This window comes from Microcoleus sp. MON1_C5 (genome assembly GCF_036701875.1).
Lineage (GTDB): Bacteria > Cyanobacteriota > Cyanobacteriia > Cyanobacteriales > Microcoleaceae > Microcoleus.
Map to the genome: position 1 here is coordinate 19,691 of NZ_JAUBRN010000023.1, position 16,748 is coordinate 36,438.

Here is a 16,748-nt window from a genome sequence, read left to right on the forward strand (position 1 = left end):
CTATAACAACTGAAGTAGTAGGGTGCGTCCGCTGCGACAATGTGGGCTACCCATCCAATCCTTACGAACTGACGCACCTTACACGCTGCATAAGTGAAATTTTACACTACCCATTCCCCGTTAGCCATTCACAAAAACGCTGGATGTAAGCTGACTTTGATTTACACCCTGGACGATTCCCAAATAAGTGTTGCCCGACTTAATCGCCGTAGAAGCGACACTTGCACCTCCATCCAACTGCAAACTCACAGATTCAAAAGTCAAGTTGGCAAATCCGATACTGTCAGTCAAACCAATTTTATCCCCAGCCCCAAAATCGACGATTACATCTGCACTTATTAAAGTAGCCGCCGCAGACAAACCTCCTGCTAGGATAAACGTATCATTTCCAGCACCGCCGGTCAGCATATCTTGCCCGCGATCGCCCGCCAACAAATCGTCGCTGTTACCGCCAACCAAGACATCATCTTCTTTGCCGCCGCGAATAGTATTGTTACCCTCAGATCCGATTAGTCGATCGTTATCGTTATTGCCGCTGATAAAATCATTGCCAACACCGCCCTCAATTGAATCCGACTCTTTGCCGCCCGATAAACTGTCATTGCCGCCTGCGCCATTAATTGTATCCGCACCTTGCATTCCATTAATGCTATCAACACCTTCTCCCCCGGTGATATTGTCTTTGCCGGAAAGGGAAAAAATTGGCAATCCCGCAGCATTTGTCGGTATTTGACTATCGGCACTATCTGATAGGAAATAATTGCCGTTGCTGGCTGTATTTTTGGGTGCTGTCGTCGGGCTGCCGTCCCCTATAGCATTGGGTATGGGCGAAGTAATCGATACCAATGTGTTGGGAGTTGGTGTGGGAGTTGGTGTGGGAGTTGGTGTGGGAGTTGGTGTCGGTGTCGGTGCGGGATTGACACTACCGTCAAGAGAAGTCGCAAAAACTTGCGTCCAATAGTGATTCCAATTTTCTGTGCCCGTATCGTCGGCTAAGAAATAGTAACCGATGCCAATCTCTTTGAGATTCGGGTTAAGAATGTTAGCGCGGTGGCCGCTGCTGTTCATCCATGATGATACAACTTGTTCGGGTGTAGAAGAGCCCGCAGCGATGTTTTCTGCTGCCGCTGAGAATTGATAGCCCGTTGCACTAATCCGACTTCCTAATGACGAACCATCTTTTCCGGTATGGGAAAAGAAGTCTTGCAGTGCCATGTTTTGGGTGTGATTTTCCGCCGCATTTAGTAACTGAGTATTGAAGGTTAGCGGGGACAAACTCAATTTGCTGCGTTCGATGTTGGTAAGTTCTAAAACTCTATTAATAAAGTTTTGATTGGTTGGGCTTGGTGCTACTGGAGAGGCCGATCGCTCTTCTGTTAAAATGTCCAAGGACTGAGAGCCGGAATTTGATAGTTGTTCAAGCATGGGGATGATAAACAGTTTTAAGACTTGGTTTTGCTGGTAGATTGCTTACCGTCTTAACGATAGTTTCCCCGATCCCTAGCTGGCTGGGCACAATTCAATAATTGTGTTAATCCCTACCGCTGCTCTATTTATTCTAATTATAGCTGTCGTCAAAGTGCGGATGTCAAGATCCCGGCTCTGGTTGGGAAAGGGAAGAGTACGCTGGAATTTAAGGAGAGTTTCAATGGAATTTGCGATCGCCCGTCGCATCAATACAATTTTAAATTTGAGAGTTAAGATTTGAGCTTTTTCCTGATTAGTAAGGTTTGCGCTACCCAACCAGCCCGCTGGCTGGCTAGAAACCCGGTTTCTACAAGTTTTGCAGACAGGAACAAGAAATATAGCAAGAAACCGGGTTTCTGAATTCTGTGTGCGATCGCGAACAGAGTTGTTACTAGAACCCGCACAAAAAATTCTAAATTAATTCAAAATTCACAACCGCGCAGGGTTGTTCGCGATCGCCAAAGCAATCTCAAGATTTCAAACTATTTTCTTGTCCGGCTTTAGCTTCCTGAGCAACTTGTTCAACCTCATCTTTGGCGAGAATTTCCAAAGCTGTCTGTGCTTCTGCACCGCCCAACCGCCCCAGAGCTTGCGCGACTCTGTAACGGATCTGCCAATCTGCATTGGAAACGTAGGGAAGCAGCAGCGGCAGCGCGCGTTTATCTCCCAATTCACCTAATGCACTGATGGCAATTGTTTGGATCAATTCGTTTTCAGAAGTCAGGGCATTTTCTAACATCGGAAAAGCTTTCGGATCTCCCATTTCTCCCAAAGCCGCAACGATGCTCAGTTGCACCAGCCATTCAGAGGTACTGCTATAAACTTGCTGCAAATCTTCTAAAGCATCGGTTAATTTCAATGCGCCCAAAGCATCGGCTGCTGCTGCTTGCACGTCGGGTTCGGGGTCGTTGTTCAGGCTGTTTCGCAGTACCTCTAAAGCGTTCGGCAGATTCTGCGTACCGAGGGTTGATATCTGGCTGACTGCTGCGTAGCGAACCCGGACGTTTTGATCGCCGATCGCAATTTGAATCAGTTTATAAGCAATCGCGGGTTCTAGTTGCCGCAGTTGGTTGACTGCTCGCAGTCTTTCGCCAAAATCCTCGGAATTCAGCAATTGTTCGACAGACTCAGGGGTAATGCTCATTCGATTTTAAATTTGATAATTGGTAATTGGGGAGAAGGAAGAAGGAAGAGGGAAGAAGGAAGAGGGAAGAAGAAGAAGCAAGAAAGAAAAAATAGCTCTGCGTCTATTCCTGACTTCCGTGTCGTGAATCTAGATAATTGGTAATTGCAAAAAGTCAGCGAGATTGAAAGAGCGATCGACTCATTTTCTGATACAGTCCTGGAACTGCAACAGTTAATTTAAGATTCGGCAGCCATCGATCGGATAATATCTCCCCTAGTGAGGATGCCGATTACTTTGCCCGCAGTATCAAGCACGGGCAATCGGTGGATACTGCGATCGTGCATCAGTTTGGCAGCTTCTTGGACAGATTTGTCGGGCCCGATGGTAACTGGTTCTTTACTCATCGCTTCTCCTACTGTTTGTCCTAAAGCCTTGTGCAGATCTCGCTCGTAACGAGATGGATTTTCTAAGTAAATCACGCTGTCGAGCACCATGATGTAAGCGGGGGGAGTTACGCCGGTTTCCCGCCACATCAAGTCGGTTTCGGAGATGACTCCTACTAACACGTCATTCTCATCTACGACGGGAAGACCGCTAATGCGTCGAGCGGCTAAAATTTTAATCGCTTCGTTCAAGGGCATTTCGGGTCGCGCCAAAATCGGCTCGCGGCTCATTACATCGGCTACTGTTTTTGGCATGATTAGCGGTTGATTGAGTTGTTGCTCTAAATCGATCATATCGGGAAAGCGTGACACAGACTGAAGAAAGGCAGCTCTGCTGGAGGAATTCGTTAGAAGGTAGAAGGAAGGAAAAAGTTTGAATGCCAGAATTTTGCTGTTTTTTTCGATCGCACTATAAAATTCGGTTGTTTGCCTCCCTCCGGCGAGCGATCGACCTGACAAGATTGTTAAGATATCTTAAAGAGCCGATAAATCCTTACCAATGCCAGAATCTCCAACCCGAGAACCAGACTCCCAACCAGAAGCGCGCTGTGTATTGGTTTGCCAGTATCTATCTTGCCTGAAAAATGGTTCAGCAGCAGTGCTAGCTGCTTTTGAAGCTCAACAAGTTGCAGGGGTGAAAGTTGAGGCTACTAGCTGTCAGGGACAGTGCACCACGGGCCCGACTGTGCGAGTTACCCCGGACGAAATTTGGTATTGTCGAGTTAAACCGAGTGATGTACCGTTAATTGTGGAAGAGCATTTCAAAGAGGGAAAACCTGTAGAGGCGTTGTTCAATCCGAGAATTCATGCGCGTTATTATTATTAATATTGACTTGATTCGGTGAAACTTCCAAGCTCTGGCGCATCTAATTTTAATAGTTATTGTTAAGGAACTGCCACTTTGAAAATCCAAGGAATTGCGCTTAGTTTGTTAGTGCTGGTGCTGGGGCGTCCGTCGGCGGTTGCTGCTCAAACGTCGGCGGTTGCTGGGGATATTTGTCCTGGGGAATTGGGGGCGCAAGTAGATGCGATCGCCAACCGTCCCGAATTTAGTCGCTCGCGCTGGGGCATTTTGATTCAACCTCTATCTTCTTCTACTACTCTCTACAGCCGCGACGCCACCAAATATTTTATTCCAGCATCAAATGCCAAGCTGCTAACTACAGCCGCTGCTTTGCAGAAACTCGGTGCAGATTTTCGGATTAAGACATCGGTTTACAGCGGCGAAAATGGAAGTTTGTACGTTGCCGGCAGGGGAGATCCGAGCATTGCTGAGGCTCAGTTGAAATCTTTAGCGCAGCAGTTGAAGCAGCGAGGAATCAGTCAAGTAAACGAGTTGATTGGCGATGACAGCTATTTTCAAGGCAGTGCAGTCAATCCGAATTGGGAATGGGAAGACGCGCAAGCTGGCTACGGAGCGCCGATTAACAGTTTAATTTTCAATCAAAACGCGATCGACCTTCTCTTGTCCCCGCAGGCTCTCGGGCAACCTCTGAAAGTTACTTTTGCCGAACCAAAGCAGGCAAATCAGTGGCAACTCCAGAACAATTCAGTAACAGTCGCCCAAAACGAATCTGAGTTTATTGAAGTTGGCCGGGAGTTCGATCGACCTATAATTCGAGTGAGCGGACAGTTGAAAGTTGGTGGCGAACCTGAATCAGCTTATGTGGCAGTTGTCAACCCCGCTAATAATTTTTTGCAGCAGTTTCAGCAAGTTCTAGCGGCTGAGGGAATTCCTGTTAAACAGGCTTTAGTTGCCTCGGCTTCTCGCAATTTAAATCAAGAATTAGCGACCGTTGAATCGCCGTCTCTGGCGGAATTGGTGAGAGAAACTAATCGCGAAAGCAACAATCTTTATGCAGAAGTTATATTGAGATTGCTGGGAAAAGTTACAGACAAGATGCCCCTGCCGCCAGAGGATACAGGTGAAATGGGTTTGAAAGAGTTAAAAACCGCTTTAACTCAATTAGGAGTAAATCCAAACAGCTACATATTAGCCGACGGTTCGGGACTTTCCCGCCACAATTTAATTAGCCCAGAAGCCTTGGTGCAAACTTTGAGATTGATGGCCAATTCACCTGCTGCATCTATTTACCGCCAGTCACTGCCGATCGCTGGCGAGAACGGCACTTTGAAAAATCGCTTCAATAATACACCAAACCGCGTAATTGTGCAAGCTAAAACAGGAACGTTGAGTGGAGTTTCGGCGCTGTCGGGATATATTGAAGTTCCGAATTACGAGCCGCTGGTGTTTAGCATTATCGTCAATCAATCTGACCTATCGGCTGCAAAAATGCGATCGGCAACTGACGAAATCGTGCTATTATTGAATCGCCTGCGCCGCTGTTAAAACAACAGATTTAAGGTGAGAAAGTTAAGCTCAGTAGTTCCACCTAAAAAACCGGACACCCAAAAACCCTACAAGTTTTAAGTTTCATTAGATTGCAGCGACGGGGATTGAAAAGCAGCTACAATAAAAGTAGAAAAATTAAAACCATTGGGCCGTTTTAGCCTGCTACCAGTCGGCGGGTTCTGTACTTCCCGAAAATAAGTCTAACTTTCCAACTATGAATTCTTTCGATTCCGAACAGAAACACATCTTTGTCGAAACCAATAACATCCGCCTGCACTGCGTTTCTCAAGGAGAAGGCGAGCTTGTTCTCCTCCTGCATGGGTTTCCAGAGTTTTGGTACTCTTGGCGTCATCAAATTCCTGCTTTAGCGCGTCATTTCAAGGTTGTGGTGCCGGATTTGCGGGGCTACAACGATTCCGACAAGCCGGAAAGCGGCTATGATTTAGATACCCTGAGCGCGGATATTCGCGGTTTGATTGCGAGCCTCGGTTATAAAAAAGCTCACGTTGTAGGTCATGATTGGGGAGGGGCGATTGCGTGGCACTTAGCTCAAAAATTCCCCGAACAACTCAACCGCTTGGCAATTTTAAACGCTCCGCACCCGCAGCGATTCGTGCAGGAAATGGCGAGCAATTTAGATCAAATCCGCCGCAGTTGGTACGTTTTGGCGTTTCAGGTTCCCGGCATTCCCGAATGGTTGATCCGGCAAAACTTGAAAGATTTTGTTCACAATGTTTTCCAAGGACAAGCTGTTCGCAAAGGAGCTTTTAGCGCTGAGGAAACTAAGATTTATCAGACTGCTTTAGAAAAGCCGGGAGTATTAGCCGCCGCTATCAATTATTACCGCCAGATGTTTCATCCGCAGAGGCTTTGGAATTTGGCGGAGAAATTAGAACCTGTGACAGTGCCTACTTTGGTGCTTTGGGGAGAAGAAGATGCGTTTTTGAGCCACAAACTTGTAGAAGGTTTAGACAGATTAATTACGGCTCCGTTTAAGTTGAAATTAGTTCCTCACTGCGGTCACTGGATTCAGCAGGAAGCGCCGCAAACGGTGAATCGAGAATTGCTGAGTTTTCTCAGAAATTCTTCTCCTTCTTTGGCTTTGGCATAGAAAGTTTTAAACATTGCAAATTAAAACCCGGTTTTACAGCTAAACCGGGTTTTCATCTGTCTAGGGATAGGTTTTTTTTAGGGTGCGTCGTGCCTAGAGTTTCTGGATTACCAGAGAATTAAAGCTAGCTGACGCACGCTACTTATTTATCAGTCCCAGAGCAAATTTTCTTGGATCAGCAGTGCAATCATCGCAGTTCTGGAACAAACACCGAGTTTGATAAAAATCCGCCTCACGTAAGTAGCAACCGTCCAGTGACTGATGTTTAAATTTTTGGCAATACATTTGTTTGGCAGGCCTTGGGCTACTAATTGCGCGATCGCTCTTTCGCGTGGGCTCAGGCTAATTTCCGGTTTGTAACTTGTGCTTTGCATACTTTTGCAATGAGGTAACGAGTGAAAATCTAATCAATTAAGGGTAGAATTCTGAGTTTCTCTCGAACTTGAGATAAAGGAGTTTCCCAATCAGATGCAACGTCCCAGTCAATTAACCGAGTGGCTAATTTTCCGTATTTTAAGCCTTTGATAATTTGTCCGATCGCGCATTTGCCGCCGATCAGTCCAACTAACACTAAAATCGCACAGGAAGGACGAAATACTTGAGCGCGAGTAAACGCTTGAAGTACCAATTCATCTTCTGTTGAAGCTGAAAGACCCGTCAGCACGTGCCAAACGTCGTGGTTTCGCTGAATCCAGTCTCCCGATGCGATCGGCTCAAAGCCTTGTTCGTCTAGAAATCGCGCCACTTCGCACCCTAATGTTCCTGTTGGCAGTTGGCGCAATTTTGCCAAGTCTATTTCCAAATGTCGATCGCTCTCAATTTGAGGATTAATTGTTTGAGCCATCTTTAATATAACTTCTAATTGACCGTCACCCATAATTTATTCTCCCTTCAAAAATGATTTAAGTTTCGAGCCAATTAATTTGTGTTTGTCAAGTTCATTTTTGCGCTGAATCAAGACGACTTTTTTTACCGACTCAGCTTAAAAATTGTACTTTCTGTCAAACCAATCGGCTATCAGGAGCTTTTACATTTCTTTACAAACATTTTTAGATGTGAAATCTGCTACCTGTAAAAATCTCCTTAGTTTTTCTAATCGCAACTTGACCCACCGGGAAGTATAAGTAAAATCCCCAGTATTTAGCGGTGACTGGAACCCCTTTACTTACGTATATAAATTTATTCTGCCGATAATTATTGGAACCTGCAATGAGTCAGAAGTTGAAGCTTGCAGGCCTCGTGATGCAGGTGCATACCAGTGAAGAGAGTTGAAGGGAGCTGAAGCAAGGTGAAGTTATGCAGAGTTGATTTTTAGGAATTACGCAGTAGTCCCAATCCCCTGTGGTTGCCGAATTTGTAGTGGCAATCATGGGGGATTGCCCGTATGTCGTTAGAATGTCGCTCAAATGAGTGACACTCATGTGAGCGACTGGGCAAGTATTTTCACCAACAGCTATAAATAAAGTAGAGATTCATATCATACAAGGAGTTGCTGTGAAAAAACTTTACATTTTGTTGTCCACAGGAGTTCTGTCATTAATTTGGTGCGGTGCTGCTAGCGCTACGACTTATGTTAACCCTAACGGTAAAACTACTTTAAACCTGTCCGAAAAAGGGAACAATCCCAGAGGTTTTTACTTGACCAAAGTAGGCAATCGGAATTTTTTGGGCAACATTCAAATTACCCGTTCCGAAGGAGCAGCAGGCTCTTACTATTACAATGGGACTTTCAAAGACAGTACGACCGGCCCTGGCCGAAAAATTGTTTGTTCTGGGGATATTACCATTGTTAGGCGTCAAGTTGGAAGGAGCAGCCAATTGGGAGCCGAAGTTACTTGGAAGGTGAAAGGAGGAGAAAATTGTCCTTCTACTGGCCAGACATTTAAAGTAAATTTAGTCGAATCTTTACCGCTTCCTAATGCAAGTGGCGACTATACTTCTAGCAATTCTAATACTTGGTTGACTGAAACTGCTGGTTCTGCAACTTGGCCTGCTTGGCGAGTCACGTCGCGAGATGGACAACTAAACTGCCGCAAGACGCCAAACGGAGCAATTCAACAAGTTTACCGCGCTGATAGAGATACAATTGCTGCTGAACTCAGGGGAGTAAATGCGATTACGGTGGCGAACGGTCAACCCTGGTTGCAGACAAGACAAGGCTGTTATGTGCGCGCTAATTCTCAATACGTTCAGCCCGTTTCTATGCCTGAATAAGTGATAGTAAGTAGGGAGCATCTCAATGAAAGCAGCCAAGCTAAAAATTGGAGCTAGGAGCCAGGAGCTAGGAGCCAGGAGGAAAGAGTCAGAAGGAAGAAGGAAGGAGCCAGAAGAAGTGTTTTTACAAATATGAGAGGCTCCCAGTAAGTAATTCCCAAATCTAAAATGGTATAACCTGCATATCTTTGAGGACAAAAGCACAAAAGTAGGTTGGGTTTCTCTACGTTCAACCAACCTACTTTTACTAATGACTAATCACTAATGACTAATCGCTAAATCACTACAAAAGTTAGACTTCTTCCAACTCTTCTACATCCTGAACGTCATCAATATCCTCATCCTCATCATCAACATCAAGATCGACCGGAGCGACAGAATTAGCAGAAACCACAGCTCCCGTATCAAGTTTTTCCCGCACTAACTTCTCGATCTCATTTTTAAATTCGGTATTTTCCTCCATGTGCCGAATTACGTTGTCGCGTCCTTGAGCAATGTTGTCGCCCTTGTAGCTGTACCAAGAACCTTTCTTAGTAATTACTCCCATTTCATCGGCCAAGTCAGTCAGACAGCCTAAAGTAGAAATGCCTTTGCCAAATACAATGTCAAATTCGGCAATACGGAAAGGCGGAGCAACTTTATTTTTAGCAACTTTAACTTTAGTGCGGTTGCCGTATTCTTCTGTACCTTTTTTCAAGCTTTGAATGCGGCGAATGTCGAGCCGCACGCTGGCGTAGAATTTGAGTGCGTTACCGCCGGTTGTGGTTTCGGGGTTGCCGTAAGTTACGCCGATTTTCTGCCGCAATTGGTTGAGGAAAATGACGGTACAGCCGGATTTGCCGATGTTGCCGGTGATTTTCCGCAAAGCTTGGCTCATCAAGCGCGCTTGCAAACCCATGTGGGAGTCGCCCATGTCGCCTTCGATTTCGGCGCGGGGGACGAGGGCGGCTACGGAGTCAATTACTACGATATCGACGGCGACGGAACGCACGAGTTGATCGACTATTTCTAGGGCCATTTCGCCGGTATCCGGCTGGGAAACTAAGAGATTTTCAATATCGACGCCTAAAGCTGAGGCGTAGGTGGGATCGAGGGCGTGTTCGGCATCGACGAAGGCTGCGATACCCCCGGATTTTTGGACTTCGGAGATCGCGTGGAGGGCCAGAGTGGTTTTACCGGAACTTTCCGGGCCGTAAATTTCAATGACTCGGCCTTTTGGCAAACCGCCGCCCAAAGCAATGTCCAGTGTCAGGGCTCCGGTGGGAATGGTTTCTACCCTCATGCGAGTGGAGTCTCCCAATCGGACGATCGCCCCTTTGCCAAAGCTGCGCTCGATTTGGGAGAGTACGGAAGTTAGAGCTTTTTGCTTTTCTGAGTTTTCAGTGGAAGTTTTTATAGACGTTTCTTTTGATTTTGCCATTTGCGGTACGCGGGTAGACCCCTTGCGGAGCTTGTTGATTAACTGTACAACACGTATGTTAGCAGTTATTTTTGGGGTCTGGAGGTTCTGGGAGGATCTGGCTGAAGATTCTTGATTTTGGGGGTGGTTGAGCTTGAGCCAGCTTTCAGAAGGCTCTAATCGAGAAGATATTCGGCATCCGGCAGAGGGTAGAATTATTGTCTGTTGGGGGATGTAGTTGGTATCGATCGCTCTGGGAGTGAGGTTTAAGATGGGCTACAGTTCCAAATTCCGTGAAGCGTAGCTATCCCGGAGGGAATCGCCACAATTAGGACAAGCATGGGATCTACAACACATCAAGACACATCTGTTAATACCAAAAATTCCCGCTGGCTGATGAACTTATTGGCGATCGGCATTTTACTTGGTATCGGATTTCGGTTTTTTGAGATCGATCGCAAACTGTACTGGCACGACGAAGCTTACACATCAATCCGCGCCGCTGGTTTCACCCGCCAAGAAATTGACGACGAACTATTCCAAAACCGGATTGTTCCCGCACCAGAATTGCAAAAATATCAGCAGATTAAACCGGGAAGTACAGAAGCAGACACAATTCGTTCTTTAGCACTAGAAGACCCGCAGCATCCGCCTTTATACTTTCTCATGGCTCGTTGGTGGATGCAGGAATTTGGCAGTTCTCTAACAGCATCCCGCAGTTTGCCAGCACTATTGAGTTTGCTGTCGCTGCCTTTGATGTACGCTTTAGCTCAGGAACTTTTCGCCTCGAATTTGGCTGCGTTATTAGCAACAGCACTTTTGGCTTTATCTCCCTTTGATATATTGTTTGCTCAGACAGCAAGGCAGTACAGTTTGCTGACAGCGACAGTTATTGGCAGCAGTTGGCTGCTGCTAAGAGCAGTGCGGTTGCGGGGTTGGCAAGATTGGGTATTTTACTCGCTGGCGATCGCCTTTGGTTTCTACACTCACCCTTTCTTCAGTTTAACACTCATTGGACACGGAGTTTTTATAATTTCTTACTGGTTGTTTGTCAAAAAAACAAAATTGCCAGGTCACGTAACTAATTCCCAATTTTTCTTAGCAGTAACAGCAGCTTTAATATTGTATATCCCCTGGATTTACCTGCTGGCGACAAACCTGGAACGAGCATCAGCTACGACAGATTGGACGCGACTATCTCCGGGTTGGCTGTATCTTGTCAAATTGTGGACACTCAGCTTTACAGCCTTATTTTTTGACTTTGACTTCGGGGATAATATTTGGACTTATCTGCTGAGATTGCCATTTTTGCTATTAATTGCGGCAGCTTTTTACACAATCTGTCGCAGGGTTAGCACTTCTACTTGGCTGTTTATTGTAACATCTATTTTGGTACCTTTTTTGATACTGGCATTACCGGATCTAATTCTAGGTGGCAAACGTTCCGCCGTCAGCCGCTATCTGATTTCCTGCTTTCCGGGAGTGCAGCTAGCAGTTGCTTACTTGCTCGCGAGTAACGTGAAAACTCAGCAGCGGTTGTGGCAAGTCATTTTAGCCTTGGTATTTACAGCAAGTGTAGCCTCCTGTACAGTTAGCGCTTTTTCTGATACTTGGTGGAGCAAAGACTTGAGCTATTTTAATGCTGAAGTTGCGAAAATTATTAACAAAGAGGTGATAGCTAATCGATCCATTAAAGATACAATTGTAATTAGCGATCGCGGCAACGATTTTACTAACATGGGAGATTTGCTTTCTTTGAGTTATTTGCTCGACAAAGAAGTGAGGCTGATGCTGCTGAGCCAGTCGCCAGATATGGAAATGCTGAACAAATATTCGGCTCCCCTGGTGTTCCGCCCTTCGGAAAAATTGCGCTCGGCACTCAAGCAAAATCAACGCCGCTTAGAGCCAATTTTGCAGTATGCCAGACTTTTTCGAGCGCGGCGAGCTTCTTAGAGCAGATTGACAGAAATGGAAGCTCGTCCCCGGTAGGGTGCGTCAGTCGATTTTAGATTTTAGATTTTAGATTTTAGATTTATTCCACAGATGAATCTGGGAGATTAAACTTGGGTCTAAAATTTTTGGAGATTCACGACAGGAGTAGGTGGCACAGTATCGGTTTTTGGGCGGGGTCAGAAAAAACTGTTTTAGTTGTCTCCACTATGGGGGCTGACACACCCGACATAATCAGCAATAATTATTTGAATACTTAGGATAAAACGCAATGCAAGAGTTAAATAATTCATCTTCCGAATCAACGCAGAAGTTTCGCAATCTTCAGACCGAATTACGCGAACGTTGGCGAGCGATAGAAGAATTCGACAGCGGAGATTGTGACATTATTATCATTCCTTCTGTCAGCTTAGATCAGCAAGAAATGCGGAAAATTGAGGGTGCTTACCACTACGAAGAGCGACATTTATTTTCATTAATTCGCCTGCGAAATCCCCGCACGCGCTTAATTTACATTACCTCGGAGCCCTTGCACCCGATGATTGTGGATTATTACCTGCAATTGCTGCCGGGAATTCCGTTTTCTCACGCGCGCGATCGGCTTTTGCTGTTCAGTGCTTACGATGCTTCTGCCAAATCCCTCACCCAGAAAATTTTAGATCGCCCCCGCTTGATGGAGCGCATTCGTCAAGCAGTACGGCCGACAAAATCTTATATGGTTTGTTATAACTCGACGCCCTTAGAACGCGAGTTATCTGTTAAATTGGGGATTCCTTTGTGGGCCAGCGATCCCGATCTGTTATACTGGGGAACAAAAAGCGGCAGCAGGCAAATTTTCCAAGAATGTGGCGTGCCTTATCCTGACGGTTCCGAGTTGGTTTGGAATGCGGAAGATTTAGCAGAAGCTGCCGCTCAATTGTGGGAACGGCAGCCGGATTTGCAGCGGATGGTAATTAAGTTAAATGAAGGTTTCTCGGGGGAAGGAAATGCAATTCTAGATCTGCGTTCCCTGGCAAGTAAAGCGCCTCAAGAAAGAGCGAAGGCAATTGGGGATTGCTTCCATAATTTGCGCTTTCAATCCACAGGCGAAACCTGGGAAAATTTTAGCAGCCGCATTCCCGAATTAGGGGCAATTGCCGAAGCATTTATCGAAGGAGAAGAAAAGTTCTCGCCCAGTGTTCAAGGCAGAATTATTCCCAGCGGCGAAGTAGAAATCCTCTCCACTCACGACCAGATTTTAGGAGGCCCAGACGGCCAAATTTTCTTGGGTTGCCGATTTCCTGCGGACGAATCTTACCGGCTGGCGTTGCAAGAATTGGGATGGAAAGTGGGGAAAAACTTAGCTAAAAAAGGGGCTTTAGAGAGATTTGGAGTAGATTTTCTCGCTGTAAAGCAATCCGATGGGAAATGGGATCTTCAAGCAATAGAAATTAACTTACGAAAAGGAGGCACAACTCATCCGTTTATGGCTTTGAAGCTGTTAACAAACGGTCGGTACGATCGTACTACCGGGTTATTTTACAGCCAGCAGGGCCGTCCGAAATATTATGTCGCTTCGGACAATTTGAAAAAAGAGCGATATCGGGGATTATTACCGAACGATTTGATGGATATTATTGCTGACAATCAACTGCACTTTGACAGCGGTACAGAGACGGGCAGTGTGTTTCATTTAATGGGTTGTTTGTCGGAGTTTGGCAAATTGGGCTTGACGAGTATCGGAAATTCGCAGCAAGAAGCTGAGGAGATGTATAACAAAGTGGTGAAAGTTCTCGATCGCGAAACGTCGTACTAAATCTGCTGGAATTGCAGCACGATCGCAAGTTAAGCCAGTTTTAAATTTTGACGTTCATTAATCTGTAGTAGTAAGGTGCGCCTAGCGCACCCTACTGAAGGTTGTAGCTAATTTTTAGCGGGATAAAGGGGCGTGGGGTCGATCGAACCTGTGCGGTTGAGTGGCCAAAAACGGACAATTGCCCTACCGATGATATTTTGCTTGGGTACAAAGCCCCAATAATGGCTGTCACAGCTTGCGTTGCGGTTGTCGCCGAGCACCAAGTAAGAATTTGGAGCTACAACTACAGGCCCGTAGGGATACTGCGGAATTTCTTCAATATATTTTTCCTGTAGCGGCTGCTTGTTAATAAAAACTTTTCCCTCTTTGACTTCCACATTGTCCCCCGGCAGTCCGATCACTCGCTTGATATAGGCATCTTTGATCGGTGGCGGCTGTCCCGTGCACAAACTAGCCGGATCGGGAGGCATAAATACGATAATATCTCCTCGCTGGGGCTCTTGGAATCGATAGCTGACCTTATCTATAATTAATCGATCGTTAATTTGTAAGGTTGGGAGCATTGAGCCGGTGGGAATGTAGCGTGCTTCGGCAACCAGAGTACGGATACCAAAGGCCAAAAATGCTGCTAAGCCGATCGTCTTAATTCCTTCGATCCAAGGATTTTCGGTGTCTTGCGGGGGTTTTTCGTCGGCTGACTTGTCTAGACGAGTCATAGGGTATTGTAGTGACTGAGCTGGATACGAATTATAAACTTAATAATGCTTCCATGCTAGCACGCTGTTTACTCAATTAATGGTATCTTATGACTCCCAAATCAAGTTTGTTAATCCGTCGCGCTCGCATTCTTTTGCCCAATGGTGAGTTTTTGGTAGGAGATGTGCAAATCTGCGATCGCCAAATTGTCAAGGTTGCTGCGGAAATTGTCGAATCGGGCGATCGAGAAATAGATGCCAAAGGCTTAACTCTGTTACCCGGAGTAATTGATCCCCAGGTACACTTCCGGGAACCGGGTTTAGAACACAAGGAAGACTTATTTACCGCTAGCTGTGCTTGCGCTAAAGGCGGCGTGACATCGTTTCTGGAAATGCCGAATACGCGACCTCTGACCACAACCCAAGCTGCCTTAGATGATAAACTAAGTCGCGCTGCCGAGAAGTGTTTGGTGAACTACGGCTTTTTTATTGGTGCAACGCCCGAGAATTTGCCGGATTTGTTGACTGCGAATCCGACTCCGGGAATTAAGGTGTTTATGGGTTCGATGCACGGGCAGCTTTTGGTGGATGGAGAAGCAACTTTAGAGGCGATTTTTGCCAAGGGCGATCGACTAATTGCCGTGCACGCAGAAGACCAAGCTAGAATCAATCAGAGGCGTCAGGAATTTGCCGGGATTTCCGATGTTGCCGTGCACTCGCAAATTCAAGACAATCAAGCAGCTTTATTGGCAACTCAACTAGCAGTAAAACTTTCTAATAAATATCAGCGGCGTCTGCACATTCTGCACCTTTCAACGGGGGATGAAGCTGAGCTTTTGCGCCAGGAAAAACCGAGTTGGGTGACAGCAGAAGTGACCCCGCAGCATTTGTTGTTAAATACCAGCGCCTATCAAAAAATTGGCAGTTTAGCTCAGATGAATCCGCCTTTGCGCGAGCCCCGCGATAACGAAATACTTTGGCAAGCTTTACTCGACGGCGTAATTGATTTTATCGCCACGGATCACGCGCCGCACACATTAGCAGAAAAAGCTCAAGAATATCCAAATACGCCGTCTGGAATGCCCGGAGTCGAAACTTCTTTGCCTTTGATGCTGACGCAAGCAGTAGAGGGAAGATGTACAGTGGCGCAAGTTGCTAATTGGATGTCGGCAGCCGTTGCTAAGGCTTATAAGATTCCCAACAAAGGGGCGATTTCTCCGGGTTTTGATGCCGATTTAGTCTTAGTTGATTTGGAGAACTACCGCCCGGTGGTCGGAGCAGAGATGGCGAGCAAGTGCGGCTGGAGTTCCTTTGAAGGTTGGAGTTTGACTGGGTGGCCAGTTGTGACTGTTGTTGGAGGAAAAGTGGTTTTTGAAAACGGTAAATTGGATACAAATGTGAGGGGAGAAGCCTTGACATTTGACGCTGAGTAAGCATGAATTTAACTCAAGTGTTATAATTGGGTATTCCTGCATCGCCAAGGCGATTTTACCCATGCTTCTTCAAGAACTAGAAACACAACTCCTGGCCTTAACTCCGACTGAGAAAGCTGAAGCCATCCGGCTTTTAACCCAAAGTTTAAGTAATAGCTGGCCAGGAATTACCAAAACTCCCGACGTGTGTGGTGGCGATGCTTGCATTGCCAAAACTCGCATCCCAGTTTGGCTGCTTGAAAGTTTTCGCCGTGAAGGTTCAAGCGATTCTGAACTTCTACAATTTTATCCCCATCTAAGCGCTGCCGATCTAGTCAATGTTTGGACTTATGCTGATGCACATCTGGAGGAAATCGAAGAAGCAATCTGCAAGAATGAGGAAGCCTGAGTCATGCTGAATTTGTATGCAGACGAACAATTTCCTTTGCCCGTTGTGCAATTGCTGCGCGCTTTTGGTCACAATATCCTGACTGTTCAGGAAGCAGGAAAAGCAGGACTTGGGATTCCCGATCCAGAGGTGCTAGCATTTGCTATAAGCAAAGATAGAGCTGTTTTGACATTAAATCGGTTTGATTTTATCGGACTGCACAACCGACAGCCAGACCACTCTGGTATTATTGTTTGTACCAAAAATCGGAATGTAGAAATGTTGGCAATACGCATCAATGATGCTATTGCTGGTGAAGAAAGTTTGAGAGGCAAATTAATTCGTGTCAACCGTCCGCAGTAAGTACGCGCGAGCGAAGCTATCTTCCCGCAGGG

General features: G+C 46.0%; 16 protein-coding genes. 9 read left to right on the forward strand and 7 right to left on the reverse strand.

Going from position 1 to position 16,748, the window contains the following annotated elements; genetic code table 11:
• Positions 1–120 precede the first annotated feature (120 nt).
• From QUA71_RS13410 to QUA71_RS13420, 3 genes are all read right to left on the reverse strand, one after another.
• On the reverse strand, positions 121–1,425 hold the full coding sequence (locus tag QUA71_RS13410; RefSeq protein WP_333285583.1) for a CAP domain-containing protein: 1,305 nt from the start codon (positions 1,423–1,425) through the stop codon (positions 121–123).
• A gap of 511 nt (positions 1,426–1,936) precedes the next feature.
• Positions 1,937–2,611: a phycobilisome degradation protein NblB gene (nblB, locus tag QUA71_RS13415; protein ID WP_333285585.1), complete on the reverse strand. Its 675-nt coding sequence runs from the start codon at positions 2,609–2,611 to the stop codon at positions 1,937–1,939.
• Positions 2,612–2,829: 218 nt separating this feature from the next.
• Positions 2,830–3,291 carry a CBS domain-containing protein gene (locus QUA71_RS13420; protein WP_333285677.1) on the reverse strand — a complete coding sequence of 154 codons (462 nt, stop codon included), beginning with the start codon at positions 3,289–3,291 and terminating at the stop codon, positions 2,830–2,832.
• Between the two features lie 244 nt (positions 3,292–3,535).
• Between QUA71_RS13420 and QUA71_RS13425 the strand changes: the two genes are divergently transcribed.
• The 3 genes from QUA71_RS13425 to QUA71_RS13435 all read left to right on the forward strand — a co-directional run bounded on the left by QUA71_RS13425 (position 3,536) and on the right by QUA71_RS13435 (position 6,500).
• On the forward strand, positions 3,536–3,862 hold the full coding sequence (locus tag QUA71_RS13425; RefSeq protein WP_333285587.1) for a (2Fe-2S) ferredoxin domain-containing protein: 327 nt from the start codon (positions 3,536–3,538) through the stop codon (positions 3,860–3,862).
• A gap of 81 nt (positions 3,863–3,943) precedes the next feature.
• Complete coding sequence (gene dacB, locus QUA71_RS13430) at positions 3,944–5,386, forward strand: D-alanyl-D-alanine carboxypeptidase/D-alanyl-D-alanine endopeptidase (RefSeq protein ID WP_445243779.1); 1,443 nt, start codon at positions 3,944–3,946, stop codon at positions 5,384–5,386.
• Between the two features lie 217 nt (positions 5,387–5,603).
• Complete coding sequence (locus QUA71_RS13435; protein WP_333285591.1) at positions 5,604–6,500, forward strand: alpha/beta hydrolase; 897 nt, start codon at positions 5,604–5,606, stop codon at positions 6,498–6,500.
• 149 nt (positions 6,501–6,649) lie between these two features.
• Here the strand turns inward: QUA71_RS13435 and QUA71_RS13440 are convergent, their stop codons facing one another.
• Positions 6,650–6,874, reverse strand: a complete 225-nt coding sequence (locus QUA71_RS13440) for a response regulator transcription factor (RefSeq protein ID WP_083888111.1) — start codon at positions 6,872–6,874, stop codon at positions 6,650–6,652.
• A 29-nt stretch (positions 6,875–6,903) separates the two neighbouring features.
• Positions 6,904–7,377 (reverse strand): Coq4 family protein, encoded by a 474-nt coding sequence (locus tag QUA71_RS13445; protein WP_333285593.1) that lies wholly within the window; start codon positions 7,375–7,377, stop codon positions 6,904–6,906.
• A 617-nt stretch (positions 7,378–7,994) separates the two neighbouring features.
• Here QUA71_RS13445 and QUA71_RS13450 point away from each other — a divergent pair.
• Positions 7,995–8,714, forward strand: coding sequence for a hypothetical protein (locus QUA71_RS13450; protein WP_333285595.1), 720 nt, complete (start codon positions 7,995–7,997; stop codon positions 8,712–8,714).
• Between the two features lie 292 nt (positions 8,715–9,006).
• Here QUA71_RS13450 and recA read toward each other — a convergent pair whose 3' ends face one another.
• On the reverse strand, positions 9,007–10,134 hold the full coding sequence (recA, locus tag QUA71_RS13455; RefSeq protein ID WP_199292592.1) for a recombinase RecA: 1,128 nt from the start codon (positions 10,132–10,134) through the stop codon (positions 9,007–9,009).
• 318 nt (positions 10,135–10,452) lie between these two features.
• Between recA and QUA71_RS13460 the strand changes: the two genes are divergently transcribed.
• Together QUA71_RS13460 and QUA71_RS13465 are read left to right on the forward strand one after the other, a co-directional pair.
• Positions 10,453–12,066, forward strand: a complete 1,614-nt coding sequence (locus QUA71_RS13460) for a glycosyltransferase family 39 protein (protein ID WP_333285597.1) — start codon at positions 10,453–10,455, stop codon at positions 12,064–12,066.
• Positions 12,067–12,334: 268 nt separating this feature from the next.
• On the forward strand, positions 12,335–13,858 hold the full coding sequence (locus tag QUA71_RS13465) for a peptide ligase PGM1-related protein (RefSeq protein WP_333285599.1): 1,524 nt from the start codon (positions 12,335–12,337) through the stop codon (positions 13,856–13,858).
• Between the two features lie 107 nt (positions 13,859–13,965).
• Here the strand turns inward: QUA71_RS13465 and lepB are convergent, their stop codons facing one another.
• Positions 13,966–14,574 (reverse strand): signal peptidase I, encoded by a 609-nt coding sequence (gene lepB, locus QUA71_RS13470; protein WP_190660049.1) that lies wholly within the window; start codon positions 14,572–14,574, stop codon positions 13,966–13,968.
• A gap of 89 nt (positions 14,575–14,663) precedes the next feature.
• On the opposite strand from lepB, the gene QUA71_RS13475 reads away from it, so the two are divergent.
• From QUA71_RS13475 to QUA71_RS13485, 3 genes are all read left to right on the forward strand, one after another.
• A complete protein-coding gene (locus QUA71_RS13475; RefSeq protein WP_333285601.1) occupies positions 14,664–15,986 on the forward strand; it encodes a dihydroorotase in 1,323 nt (440 codons plus the stop codon).
• A 61-nt stretch (positions 15,987–16,047) separates the two neighbouring features.
• A complete protein-coding gene (locus tag QUA71_RS13480) occupies positions 16,048–16,374 on the forward strand; it encodes a DUF433 domain-containing protein (protein ID WP_190660053.1) in 327 nt (108 codons plus the stop codon).
• 3 nt (positions 16,375–16,377) lie between these two features.
• A complete protein-coding gene (locus tag QUA71_RS13485; protein WP_006633191.1) occupies positions 16,378–16,716 on the forward strand; it encodes a DUF5615 family PIN-like protein in 339 nt (112 codons plus the stop codon).
• Positions 16,717–16,748 lie beyond the last annotated feature (32 nt).